This window comes from Holophagaceae bacterium (assembly GCA_016720465.1).
Classification (GTDB): Bacteria; Acidobacteriota; Holophagae; order Holophagales; family Holophagaceae; genus JANXPB01.
In genome coordinates this window covers 204,799-216,617 of record JADKKO010000001.1, presented here as the reverse complement: position 1 = coordinate 216,617, position 11,819 = coordinate 204,799, and the positions used below count along the sequence as shown (strand labels likewise).

At 65.3% G+C, this 11,819-nt stretch carries 12 protein-coding genes; all 12 read left to right on the top strand.

Annotated elements, in window-relative coordinates:
- Positions 1-4 precede the first annotated feature (4 nt).
- The 12 genes from IPQ13_00925 (at position 5) to hisH (ending at position 11,713) form a co-directional block, all read left to right on the top strand.
- Positions 5-511, top strand: coding sequence for a hypothetical protein (locus IPQ13_00925; GenBank protein MBL0209470.1), 507 nt, complete (start codon positions 5-7; stop codon positions 509-511).
- Between the two features lie 11 nt (positions 512-522).
- Positions 523-1,011 carry a hypothetical protein gene (locus IPQ13_00920; protein ID MBL0209469.1) on the top strand — a complete coding sequence of 163 codons (489 nt, stop codon included), beginning with the start codon at positions 523-525 and terminating at the stop codon, positions 1,009-1,011.
- Entirely contained in the window at positions 1,011-1,556 is a 546-nt protein-coding gene (locus IPQ13_00915; GenBank protein MBL0209468.1) for a hypothetical protein, read from the top strand. Before IPQ13_00920 ends, IPQ13_00915 begins: the two co-directional genes overlap by 1 nt.
- A gap of 32 nt (positions 1,557-1,588) precedes the next feature.
- Positions 1,589-2,785, top strand: coding sequence for a tyrosine--tRNA ligase (locus IPQ13_00910; protein ID MBL0209467.1), 1,197 nt, complete (start codon positions 1,589-1,591; stop codon positions 2,783-2,785).
- The gene (locus IPQ13_00905) at positions 2,782-4,608 is read left to right on the top strand and encodes a hypothetical protein (GenBank protein ID MBL0209466.1); all 1,827 of its coding nucleotides are present in this window, start codon (positions 2,782-2,784) and stop codon (positions 4,606-4,608) included. The genes IPQ13_00910 and IPQ13_00905 overlap by 4 nt, the downstream gene beginning before the upstream one ends.
- A gap of 120 nt (positions 4,609-4,728) precedes the next feature.
- Positions 4,729-5,571, top strand: coding sequence for a septal ring lytic transglycosylase RlpA family protein (locus IPQ13_00900; GenBank protein MBL0209465.1), 843 nt, complete (start codon positions 4,729-4,731; stop codon positions 5,569-5,571).
- Between the two features lie 40 nt (positions 5,572-5,611).
- Entirely contained in the window at positions 5,612-6,241 is a 630-nt protein-coding gene (locus tag IPQ13_00895) for a 2-C-methyl-D-erythritol 4-phosphate cytidylyltransferase (GenBank protein MBL0209464.1), read from the top strand.
- Positions 6,242-6,327: 86 nt separating this feature from the next.
- Positions 6,328-7,266 (top strand): UDP-3-O-[3-hydroxymyristoyl] N-acetylglucosamine deacetylase, encoded by a 939-nt coding sequence (gene lpxC / locus IPQ13_00890; protein MBL0209463.1) that lies wholly within the window; start codon positions 6,328-6,330, stop codon positions 7,264-7,266.
- Positions 7,267-7,394: 128 nt separating this feature from the next.
- Entirely contained in the window at positions 7,395-8,639 is a 1,245-nt protein-coding gene (hisD, locus tag IPQ13_00885; GenBank protein MBL0209462.1) for a histidinol dehydrogenase, read from the top strand.
- Positions 8,640-8,778: 139 nt separating this feature from the next.
- On the top strand, positions 8,779-10,527 hold the full coding sequence (locus IPQ13_00880; GenBank protein MBL0209461.1) for an aminotransferase class I/II-fold pyridoxal phosphate-dependent enzyme: 1,749 nt from the start codon (positions 8,779-8,781) through the stop codon (positions 10,525-10,527).
- The gene (hisB, locus tag IPQ13_00875) at positions 10,524-11,108 is read left to right on the top strand and encodes an imidazoleglycerol-phosphate dehydratase HisB (protein ID MBL0209460.1); all 585 of its coding nucleotides are present in this window, start codon (positions 10,524-10,526) and stop codon (positions 11,106-11,108) included. Before IPQ13_00880 ends, hisB begins: the two co-directional genes overlap by 4 nt.
- Entirely contained in the window at positions 11,105-11,713 is a 609-nt protein-coding gene (hisH, locus tag IPQ13_00870) for an imidazole glycerol phosphate synthase subunit HisH (protein MBL0209459.1), read from the top strand. Before hisB ends, hisH begins: the two co-directional genes overlap by 4 nt.
- The last annotated feature ends 106 nt before the right edge of the window (positions 11,714-11,819 follow it).

Below are 11,819 nucleotides of genomic sequence, written 5' to 3'. Positions count from 1 at the left end.
GCTGATGATGACATCCGGGGACGGAACGCTCGAAGGGCTGCGGGCCAGGCGCCCGCCCACCTTCAAGCAATTGAAATGGAAACTGACCTTCGCGACGCTAGGCCTGGTTCTGCTTGCCTTCGCTTGCCTGGCCTTGTTCGGGCTCTTCGATCTGCAGCGGACTTCCGCGGCCGCGGTGGAGCAGCGGGAATGGCCTCGACTTCGGCAGATGGTGGACCAGATGCAGGACGATGAGGGCGCCAAGGCGCTCTACCTCCAGGTTGGCGGACGCATCCAGGGCTGCTCCACGGAGGCCGACTTCCTGCGCCTGGTGGCCCAGGTCCGCCCCAAGCTGGAGCCCCTGCCCTCCCATGTTCCGCGAGCCCTGTGGGGCCGGGCTACGTGCACGGTCCAGGATCGCGGGAAGGCGCGTCTGGCCTGGATCGCCTACCGGAATTCGAAGGGCCTCCGGATCGCCACGAAATGGGAGAACGGATCGTTGCTGGCACTTTCGCTAGACTGGACTGAATGAAGGAGCAAGCCATGGCGGATTCGAGTTGGGACAATGGCGGCCAACCCATGCAGCGGAAACAGGGCATGTCCACCTGGGCCAAAGTGGCCATGGGCTGCGGAGTCATCTTTCTGCTGGGCCTGGGAGGGTGTGTGGTGCTGGGGACCACCTGCGCCCGGGCCATCGGCAAGACCATGGACGGCCGTGAATGGGCCCAGTTGAAAGAGGCTGTCCAACAACTGCAGAGCGACGAGGGGGCCAGGGCGCTCTATCAGGCGAATCCCGACCTCTGGCAGGCCTATCCTTCGGAGGAGAACTTCCTGCAGCAGGCCAGGCTCTGGCGCCCGAAACTCGAGCCCCTGCCCTCGGAGATGCCCAGCCTTTTCACAGGGAAGATCAGCTACAACGTCCAGGTGAACGGTGGCTTCCGCAAGGTGGAGCTGGGCTACACCAACAACCGCGGCGCCGCCATCGCCAGCCGCTGGGAGAACGGGCGGCTGCAGATGATCTCGGTGAATTGATGGCGGATTCCAGCTGGGACAACGGCGGGAGGGACGCCCCGATCAAAAGCGGGATGGCCACCTGGCTGAAAATCAGCTTGGGCTGCGGGATCGCGGTGCTGGTTCTGCTCTGCACCTGCGTGGGCGGATCGCTCTATCTCCAACACAGGATCAAGCAGGACCCTGAAGGCTTCAAGCGGCAGATCAAGGGCATGGTGCAGAAGAAGATCCAGGATGAATGGATTTTCCTGCGGAGGGCTGTGGAACAGATCCGGACCGACGAGGGCGCGAAGGCCTTCTACGCCGCCAACCCGAAACTCGCCGAGCAGTATCCTTCCGAGGCCAAGTTCCTGGAGGCAGTCAGAGGCTGGCGGCCGGAGTTGGAACCCGTCCCAGAGGCGATGCCGGACCTCGACAGCCATGATCTGCAATACACCCAAAGGGTCGGAGGAGGCTGGTTGAGCTACCGCTTTCCCAGCGGAAGGCATGTGCGGATCGCCTGGGATGGCCCCAAATCCACCGGCGATCCGAACAGCCATCAGCTCATCGAATTCACGGTGCGCTAGCTGATGAACCGGTTTTACGCGAAGATTCAAGGATGACTGCTGTCGCACTGACTTCCGACACCCTGGAATTGCTGCTCAAGGGCACGGTGACCTGCCATACCCGTGAATTATTGAAGGCCAAGCTGGCCAAGGGCGCGCCGCTCCGGGTGAAGGCGGGCTTCGACCCCACCGCGCCGGACCTGCATCTCGGCCACGGCGTGCTGCTTCGGAAGATGGCCCAGTTCCAGAAACTCGGCCACACGGTCATCTTCCTCATCGGCGATTTCACGGGATTGATCGGGGATCCCACCGGCAAGAAGGCCACGCGCCCCGCCCTCACCCAGGAGGAAGTCCTGGCCAATGCGGAAACGTATAAACACCAGGTCTTCAAGGTCCTGGATCCGGAAAAAACGGAAATCCGCTTCAACAGCGAATGGATGGGCGCGCTGAAAGGCGAGGATTGGATCCGGCTGGCCTCGAAGTTCACCCTGGCCCAGCTGCTCGAACGCAACGATTTCCAGAAGCGCATGGCGGACCAGCAGCCCATCAGCTTCCACGAGCTGCTCTATCCGCTGGTGCAGGCCTACGACAGCGTGGCCCTCAAAGCCGATGTGGAACTGGGCGGCAACGACCAGCTCTTCAATCTCATGCGCGGCCGGGACCTCCAGGATGCCTCGGGACAGCAGCCCCAGGTGGTGCTGACGGTACCCCTGCTGCTGGGCATGGATGGCGTGGAAAAGATGTCGAAGAGCCTCGGCAACTACATCGGATTCATGGAGGATGCTGACACGCAATTCGGCAAGACCATGAGCATCAGCGACAGCACCATGTGGGATTGGTGGCTGCTGCTCACGGACAAGCTGCCCGCGGAGATCGAAGCCATGAAGGCCGGCCATCCGATGGATGCCAAAAAGGCTTTGGCGCTGGAGATCGTCAGCCAATTCCATGGCGCCGCCGAGGCCGCCCAGGCGGAGGAACGCTGGACCAAGCGGTTCTCCGAACGCCAGACAGCCGATGCGCCGGAAGTGGACGTGGATCCCACCGAGGGCGAGATCCAACTGGCCCGCCTGCTGGTGGAACGGGGCCTCGCTTCGTCGCGCAAGGAAGCCGAGCGGCTCATTTCCCAGGGCGCCGTGAGCCTCGACGGGGAAAAAATATCAGATCCCTCGTTCCGGCTGGCCCTGAAGACTGCGATGAAGCTGCTGGTCAAGGTCGGGAAGCTCAAGCTTCAGCGCTGGGTGGTCAAATGACGACGCTTTCGGCCCTCCAGGACCTCTTCCAGCGCCACCGCGAAGGGGCCACCGGACAATGGCGCCTGGGCACCGATCCCCAGCGGAACATCTTTTTCGACCAGGGCCGCATCGTCTTCGCCCAGAGCACCCATCCCCTGGACCGGTTGACCCACCTCCTGGTGGAAAAAGGCCGCCTGACCCAGGATCAGATGGACTACGCCATGGCCAACCTCCAGCCAGGCATGAGCGTCGGGAAGAACCTCATCCAGCTCGGCTTCATCACCCAGCGGGACCTGCTGGACATGGCCAAGCTCCAGGTGGAGCGGGTCGTGTGGGGCGCCATCGGCACCGCCAACGTGGCTCCGGTCTTCATGGCCAAGGCCCTGGACGCCACCGTGGTCCGGCTGAGCCTGGATACCCCGGCCCTGCTCCTGGGCGGCCTGTTGAATCTGAAGGACCGGGAACGGCTGCTGGAATTGCTGGGCCCCCTGTCGCAGGTCATGGTGCTGGATCGGTTGAGGCTGAACGGCCTGGAACTCCCCGCCGACTTGGCGAGAATCCCCAGCCTCATCAACGGACGCCGCACCCTGCTTGAACTGAGCCGGGACGCCGCCGCGGAACCGGTGCGGCTTGGGGCTTTCGTGCTCTTCCTGCGGGAGATGGGCTGGGGGCATCTGCAGGACCAGCCGGAGCCCTCCACCCAGGATCTGCTCGAGCTGCCGCTCGGTGGCGAGGATGCCCTCGCCACCCCCGCCACGCTCCCGGCATCGCCGGAGGAAACGCCCTCCCTGATCCCACCGATCATCAGCCTGTCGGAGGTTCCGGAACCGCCCGCTGGGCTCGATGAACAACCGTCTCCGACCCCACCGCTCTTCCACAGCATCCAGGCCGCCTCCTCGCCCACCCATAACCTGGACCATCTCTCTTCAGCCCTGGATCGCATCAAGGCGACCTGGCATTCCGAAGACTCCCGGGATTCCAACGTCCCGGTCGACCCTGGGTTTCCAGGCGACGATGAGGAAGACGACCAGGCCCTGCCCCCGCCCAACAGCGGCGATCAGGTTCCCCTTTCGTACACGGTCGAATCGGGCCAGGCCATCATGCCCACGCCGAACATTCCCATCCCCGTGCTCCGGCTTCCGCCGGAAATCGAAGAGCCCCCAAGCCATTCCATCGCCGGGCCTCCGGCCGAGGCGGCCCCGGGCGGAATCAAGTGGGGAATCATCCTTGGATTGATCCTGCTGGTGGGAGGAGGCACGCTCGCCAGCTACTGGTGGACCCGCAGATCCTCCAATCTGCCGCCCCACGAACTGGTAGTCCCTTCCGCCGACAGCAAAGGCGGAGTGAAATCTTCGGCGCCGGAGACCATGCCCACGTCCACCTACGGCCCCACGCCTCCGCCTGACCTGGCGCCGGAGCCCCCGAAAGCCACGAAGACCGAGCCTCCGGCCAGCGCCTCCGCATCGGTTCCTTCCCCCAAGACCGGGCCCGTCACCCCCAGGGTTTCCATACGGGAAGATCCCAACCTGAGCAGATCCTATGCCCAAGGCAAGGCCCACAAGGCCAGCCTTCCGAAAAACGCCTGGACCCTGCGCCTGGAAATCGCCTGCATGAAGGAGACCGTTCAAAACGCGGCCAAGCTGCTGGATGGCGCAGGAATCCCCTACTACGTGCTTCCGATTAAAATGAATGATAATAAAATTTGCACACAAATCTTCAGCGGGTCTTTCCAGTCCCGCGAACAGGCGGAAGCGCGCATCAAAATCCTGCCTCCCGTCTTCGTTTCCGGGGGCAACAAGCCCCGCCCCTTCCTGGTGGCCGAGATCCCCGAGAAGCAGTGACGGCAAGCAATGAGCGCGCCTTAAATAGGGTGAATCCGGGCATTTTCCCTTTACTTCTCAAGGCATTCCGGTAAACTAGCCAGATAGACCGTGCCGACGGTTTCAGCTATCCGGAGATGCATGACCCAGCCCCTGGCCATGAACGGAAAGACTGCGGGTCTGATCTGGACCCGCCAGGTGGAAATCCGTCTGGCCTCCGCTACCTCCCAACACCCCGGCGGCGGCCTCCTGGGCAAGGTGCGGCGATTCACACCCTCCTCGGCTGCGGCCCTCGGTCTCCTCTTCACGCTGCACTGCAGCCGGATCGCCGTCGCTCCCGCCGCGCGCCGGAGCAGCCACCGGCCCAACACCGCGACCTCCACCGCTCGAGGCTACGAGGAAACCGGCGAAGCCAGCTGGTATGGCGGCAACGGCGACGGCTTTTCCGGAAAGCCCACGGCCAGCGGCGAACTGTTCAACCCCAAGGACCTGACCTGCGCCCATCGCACCCTGCCCTTGGGCACCTACCTGGAAGTCGAGAACCTGGACAACGGGAAGCGGGTGGTCGTGAAAGTGAATGACCGGGGGCCTTTCGCGAAGGGGCGGATCCTCGACCTTTCCAAGCGCGCGGCCCTGGACCTGGGATTCCTGGCGGACGGCTTCACCCAGGTCTCGATCCGGACCGTGGACGATACCGGGGCCCCGAAGGCGCTGGACCCGGCCCTGGACAAGTTGAATCCCTACACCATCCAGGTCGCCGCCCTGGCCGAGAAGGCCAATATCGAACGCCTGAGCCGGGAACTCGAACTGGGCGCCTTCGGACCCGTGAGCCTGCTGGATGGCGTCGCCCGGGACGGCCGCCCGGTGAAGCGCGTGCGGGCCGGCACCTACCTCCACCTGTCGGATGCCGAACAGGCCGCGGACAAGGTCGCCAAGTTCTTCAAGGACCGTGGTGTCGAACCCTTCATCACCCGCCAGCGCTAACCTCTATCTGGTCATCCCCGCAGGCGGCCGTGGGGAACGCATGGGCGGGGGCGTACCCAAGCAATTCCGGGATTTTGGCGGCAGACCCTTGCTGATGGCCACCCTCGAGGCCTTTCTCCAGCCCGGGATGCCCGCCCTTGCGGGCATTTCGTTGGCGGTTCCTCCGGATCGCATGGACGAGGCCAAGCGCTGGGATCTGGGTGTGCGGACCTGGATCGTGGAGGGCGGTCCCTCCCGTCAGGCCTCGGTCCTGGCGGCCCTTTCAGCGCTTCCGGATGAACCCGGTTCCACCGTCCTCATCCACGATGCCGTCCGGCCCTTCCCGCCAGCGGTTCCGATCATGGCGGCCATCCGCGCCCTCGGAGCCTGGGACGGAGCCCTGCTGGGCGAGGCCTCCACGGACACCCTGAAACGGGTGGACCATCAGGGCCAGGTGTTGGAGACAGTCCCCCGGGAAGCCATTTTCCGGGCGCAGACACCACAGGCCGCCCGGCTGGGCACCTGGCGGCGGGCCTTTGCCTGGGCAGCGGAAACGGGATTCGAAGCCACCGATGATGTGGCCCTGCTGGAAGCGCTCGGATTGCGGGTCCTGATGGTGCCATCTCCGGGTTCCAACTTGAAAATCACCACCGCGGAAGATTGGAACCAGGCCACAGAGTGTGGGCGCTAAAACCACGATTTGAGACAAATAATTGTATTTAAATATAATTAAATCAATAATTATTAATTGGCATTAATATTGCTGATATTTTTCTCATGACGATTTGGAACCGCAACCCTCGCCCCCAGACCTTGGCGGTCCCTGTGAGCCTCCAGGGCAACGGACTTCATGGCAACCAACCCTGCACGGTGCGGCTCGTCCCGGTGGATCGCGCCACCGGCCTGGTGTTCCGCCACCTGCCCTCGGGCACCGATATCCCTGTGAATGCGAAGCTGGCGGGGGACCTGACCCTGGCCACCACCCTGGTGAAGGATGGCATCCGCCTTCAGACCGTGGAGCATCTGCTGTCCGCCCTGGTGGGCCTGGAAGTGGACCATCTGCTCATCGAACTCGATGCCGAAGAACTCCCGATCCTGGATGGGAGCGCCGAGCCCTGGGTTTCGGCCATCCTCCAGGCTGGGGTCCAGACCCTCGCGGGCCAGCGCCGCTTCATCAAGATCAACCACCCGGTGGAGGTCCGCCAGCATGACAAGTGGATCCGGGTCTCCCCGGTCCTGGGGTTCGGGCTGCGGATCCGATACACCATCGATTTCGACCACCCGGCCATCGGCCGCCAGAGCCGCGAGATCAGCCTCACGCCGGACAAATACCGGCGGGAAGTGGGCACCGCCCGCACCTTCTGCCTGGAAGAAGAGATCGGCACCATGCGGGCCAGGGGCTTGGCCCTGGGCGGCAGCCTGGACAACGCCCTGGTCTTCGGTTCAGACGGCCCCCTGAACGAGGTGCTGCGCTTTGAGGATGAAGCCGTGCGCCACAAGATGCTCGACCTCATCGGCGACCTAGCCTTGCTGGGGGCGCCCCTGGCAGGATTCGTGGAAGCCCATGCCGCGGGGCACGCCCTGCACGTGGAGCTGGCCAAAGCGATCCTGGAACAGCCTGACGCCTGGACCTGGGCCGAACTGCCCGAAACTGCCGCCGGAAGCCGGAAACGGCCCGAGCATCGTTTTTCGCCGGTGTTCGCGGGGACCGCGTAATTCTGCTTGCTGCCTTCCGCTCCGCCTGAGACGATTCCCTTTCCACCCGCGAGGTACACAGGTGTTGCTTCATCCACTCCATCCGACTGATTGACCGGGCCCAGCTGCCCGGTGGGATTTCCGACCTGGTGGCGAGACTGAGCAGGGATGCGGAGGTTGAGCAGGACACCCAGGAACGGGTTTCAAGGATCCTGGCGGACGTGCGCCAGGAGGGTCTGGCCGCGGTGCTCAGATACACCGAGGCTTTCGACGGCCTGCGCCTGGATCCGGACGGACTACGGGTGCCCGCGGGTGATTTGAGGAAGGCCCTGGCGGATCTCAGGGCCTCGGCCCCGGAACTCCTCGAAGCCCTGGAATCCCTCATCGCCAATGTGCGCCGCTTTGCGGAGGGCCAGCGCCGCTGCGTTTCCGACCTGAACCTGGTCCTGCCCGGGGGCGGCACCGTGGGGGAACGCTGGGTGCCGCTCGCCCGCGTGGGGCTGTACGTCCCCGGCGGCCGCGCTTTCTACCCATCGACCCTCGCCATGACCGTGATCCCGGCCCAAGTCGCAGGCGTCCGCCGCATCGTGGCGGTGACACCGCCCAAGGCCGAAGGGCCAGATCCACTCGTGCTGGCCACCGCGGCGCTGCTGGGGCTGGATGAAATCTACACCCTGGGCGGCGCCCAGGCGGTGGCCTGGCTCGCCTTCGGGGAACCGGCGGTGGACCTTATCGCGGGTCCTGGCAATCGGTTCGTCGCTGAAGCCAAACGCCAGCTCCAGGGCCGCTGCGGCATCGATTCCGTGGCCGGCCCCACCGAGCTGCTCATCATTGCGGACGGCAGTGCGGAGGCCGCGGTGCTGGCCGAGGACCTGCTCGCCCAGGCCGAACATGATCCGGACGCTGCGGCGGTGCTGGTTTCCGAGGAGCAGTCCCTGCTGGACCGGGTCGCAGTCGAATTGGAGGCCCGGGCGGCGGTTTCGCCCCGCCGCGCCATTCTGGAACAGAGCCTTTCCGCCCACGGCCTGCTCATCTGCGCCACCCGGGAACAGGCCATCGCCTTCGCCCAGGAGTGGGCGCCGGAGCACCTGGAATTGGCGGTGGGCGACCCCGAAACCTGGGTGCCTTTCCTGACCACCGCCGGCGCCCTGTTCCTCGGACCCAGCAGCGGCGAAGCCTTCGGCGATTATGGCGCGGGCCCCAACCACGTGCTGCCCACCAGCCGCACTGCCCGGTATTCGAGCCCGCTGGGCGTCGCGACCTTTCTGAAGCGTCAAAGCCTGATCCACCTCAGTGCCGAAGATGCGGCTTCCATGGCCCCTTGGGTCCAGCGCCTGGCCCAAGCGGAAGGGCTTTACCACCATGCTCTGAGCGCGGAGCATCGTAGGCATTGAAAAATAGTTGAAACCGCGAAAATCACGAAAATTCGCGAAAAATCATGTTCTTGAATTCGCGTACTTTCGCGCCTTTCGCGGTTAAGCCGCCGTTAAAAATAACTACCACCTTCACCGGACCTCGCCCACGGATTCCTGAATGTCCTTCCTACGACCCGATCTTGATGAAACACCAGCCTATTCGCGGCCTTCAGAGCCTGCGGGCCTGGTGCGCCTGCACATGAACGAGGCAGCCGACGACTGGCCTAGCGCGGCCAAGGAAGCCCTGTTGGCGCGGCTCCGAGATCTGCCCTTCCAGCAGTATCCCGAACGCCAGGCGGAGCTCGCGGAACGCCTGCGACTGCGGCTGGGCGCGCCGGAAGGCGGCCTGCTGCTGGGACCGTCGAGCGGAAATCTTCTGGATCATGTGGCCCTGGCGGGCCTCCGTCCCGGAGACACAGTAGCCATCCCTTCGCCGGGCTTCAGCCTCTACCCCATGCTGGTGCGGCGCCACCAGGGCCAGGTGCGCCCCTTGGACATGGGCACCGGATTTCCGTTGGAGCCCTGGTTCACGGCCCTGGACTGCCGGCAGCTCTGGATCACCCTGCCCAACAATCCGACCGGCGCCTGGCTTTCACCCGATGACCTGGAGCCCCTGCTGGAGGCCGCCGCCGCGCGCCCCGAGCCGCCGTTGGTGGTGCTGGACGAGGCCTATGCGGAATTCGCGCCGCAGACCCATCGGCTGGCCGTGGACCGCTATCCGAACCTGCTCCTGCTGCGCACTTTCAGCAAGGCCCTGGCCTCGGCGAGCTGGCGCCTGGGCTACCTGATGGGAGACCCGTCCTTGGTCCGCAGACTGGCCGCGCTGCAACTGCCCTATTCGATCCCAGCGGCCAGCCTGGAAGCCCTGGATGTGGCCCTGGACTTCGCGGCGGAATTTGAATCGCGGATCTTCTCCACGGCCGATCTGAGGGATCGCCTGAGGGCCTCGCTGCCGGATCGCGAGGTCGCCCCGAGCGCCGCCAATTTCCTGCACATCTCCCCAGACCCAGCGCCGGCGTTGCAGGAGGCTGGCTTGCTGGCCCGGGCCCTGCCCGGGTCGAACGCGGCCCGGGTGGGAATCGGGACGGAGGAGGTGGTCCGTCGCACCGCGGCGGCCCTGAAGGCGACCTTGGCCGCAGCCTCGCCACGCACCCGCCGGGCTTTGCTCGTGCTCGATGTGGACGGCGTGCTCATCGAGGCCGACCGCAGTTTCATGGAGGCCGTGAGCCGCGCACTGGCCGAGCTGGTGCCCGGACTATCCTGGACCGACGAGCATTTCCGCGCCTTCAAGCGGGTGGGCGGTTTCAACAATGACTTCCGCCTCTGCTCCGCCGCCTGGGTGCTGGCGGAGCACGGCGCCATGGAGCGCCTTTGGACCGCAGGCGGCGTCGGCTTCCCGGAGTTTGAATCCGAGATCCAACGGCGGGAACCGCCCGCCCAGAGAGTGGTCCAGCAGCACTACGCCGAGACCTGCAAACTGGAAAAGCCCTTGATCGAGCTGGAGGCCCTGCGTTCCCTCGGGTGCGATCTGGCCATCCTCACGGGCCGTCCGCCGGAGGAACTGGCCATGGCCTTCGACGTGCTGGGATGGCGGCTGCCCGCCCTCGCCGATGCGGCCCCCCATCTTCGCAAGCCCTCTCCCAGCGGGCTTCTGCAACTGGCCGACGCCTTCCGCGCCGAGGCCATCACCTTCGTGGGCGACACCCGCGATGACGCAGCCTGTCTGCGTTCGGCCCGGGAACTCCGGCCGGATCTCCGTTGGCGTTTTGCGGCGGTGGGGGCCGACCGCGATCTCTTCCGGGATCCCCAGGACCTTTCGGCGCCCACGCTGCTCGACCTGCTTCCCCTGCTCCAGGAGCGACCATGAGAGCCACCTCCCTGCACCGCGCCACGAATGAAACGAACATCACCCTGAGCCTCTGCCTCGAGGGAGGAGACGCGCGCATTTCCACAGGCCTCGGCTATTTCGACCACATGCTCATGCAGCTCGCCCGGCACGGCGGGTTCGGCCTGGAGATCGAAGCCACCGGGGACTTGCAGGTGGACAGCCACCACTTGGTGGAGGATGTGGGCTTGTGCCTGGGCGATGCGTTGCGGGAGGCCCTGGGCGACCGCCGGGGCATCGCCCGGTGGGGCGAGGCCCATGTGCCCATGGATGAAACCCTGGCGCGCGTGGTGGTGGATCTCAGCGGCCGGCCCTACTGCGTGTTCCAGGCGGAGCTGCCGAAGATCATGCTCGGAAACGGCTTCCAGGTGGAGATGGTGCGGGAATTCTTCCAGGCCTTTAGCGCCCGCGGCGCGTTCAATCTCCACGCCGCAGTACTCTACGGCGAGAACACCCACCACAAGATCGAAGGGCTGTTCAAGGCCCTCGCCCGGGCCCTGAAGCAGGCGGTCCGCGTGCAGGGCGACGAACTCCCCAGCACCAAGGGGACCTTGACCACATGATCACGCTGCTGGATTACGGCGCGGGCAACCTGACGTCCCTGGAAGGGGCGCTGGATGTCCTTGGCTACACCCACCAGCGGGCCGAAACGCCCGCCCATGCCGCGGAAGGCGGCCTCTGGCTGCTGCCCGGCGACGGCCACTACGGCTCTGCCCAGCGCAATCTGCAGCGACGCGGCTGGTGGGCCGCGCTGGCATCCAGGATCCGCCAGGGCAAGCCCCTGCTGGGCATCTGCGTCGGCCTGCAGTTGCTGGCCGAAGGCAGTGAAGAAGCTCCGGAGACGACGGGTCTGGGCGTGTTCCCGGGGATCGTGCGCCGCCTCGGCCCGGGCGTGAAAGTGCCCCACATGGGCTGGTCCAGGACCTCGCAGGCCTCCGCCCATCCGGCCTTCCAGGACGGTGGCGCCGGCTGGCTGTACTTCGTCCACAGCTATGCGCTGGAAGTCGGCGGCAGCACCGTGCTCACCGCGGATCACGGCCGCCCCTTCACCGCCGTGGCGGCCCATGGCCGGGTGCTGGGCTTCCAGCCCCATCCCGAGAAATCCGGCGCCTTCGGCCGGGACCTGCTGGACCAGTCCCTGCGCTGGTTAGGGGCCGTGCCAAAATGACATGTGCAGTCCAGGTTATTTTGCTACGGCCCCTTATGTCGGCACGCTACCGAATCGGCCAGTTTATTTTTTGCAACGACCTCGGCGAATTCCCGCAGGGGGGGAA

Coding starts and splice junctions, on each gene's coding strand:
- hisB (MBL0209460.1), top strand. CDS start 10,524: ATGAGAGCCACCTCCCTGCACCGCGCCACGAATGAAACGAACATCACC.
- IPQ13_00910 (MBL0209467.1), top strand. CDS start 1,589: ATGACTGCTGTCGCACTGACTTCCGACACCCTGGAATTGCTGCTCAAG.
- IPQ13_00905 (MBL0209466.1), top strand. CDS start 2,782: ATGACGACGCTTTCGGCCCTCCAGGACCTCTTCCAGCGCCACCGCGAA.
- IPQ13_00915 (MBL0209468.1), top strand. CDS start 1,011: ATGGCGGATTCCAGCTGGGACAACGGCGGGAGGGACGCCCCGATCAAA.
- IPQ13_00895 (MBL0209464.1), top strand. CDS start 5,612: ATGGGCGGGGGCGTACCCAAGCAATTCCGGGATTTTGGCGGCAGACCC.
- hisH (MBL0209459.1), top strand. CDS start 11,105: ATGATCACGCTGCTGGATTACGGCGCGGGCAACCTGACGTCCCTGGAA.
- lpxC (MBL0209463.1), top strand. CDS start 6,328: ATGACGATTTGGAACCGCAACCCTCGCCCCCAGACCTTGGCGGTCCCT.
- IPQ13_00920 (MBL0209469.1), top strand. CDS start 523: ATGGCGGATTCGAGTTGGGACAATGGCGGCCAACCCATGCAGCGGAAA.
- IPQ13_00900 (MBL0209465.1), top strand. CDS start 4,729: ATGACCCAGCCCCTGGCCATGAACGGAAAGACTGCGGGTCTGATCTGG.
- IPQ13_00880 (MBL0209461.1), top strand. CDS start 8,779: ATGTCCTTCCTACGACCCGATCTTGATGAAACACCAGCCTATTCGCGG.
- IPQ13_00925 (MBL0209470.1), top strand. CDS start 5: ATGATGACATCCGGGGACGGAACGCTCGAAGGGCTGCGGGCCAGGCGC.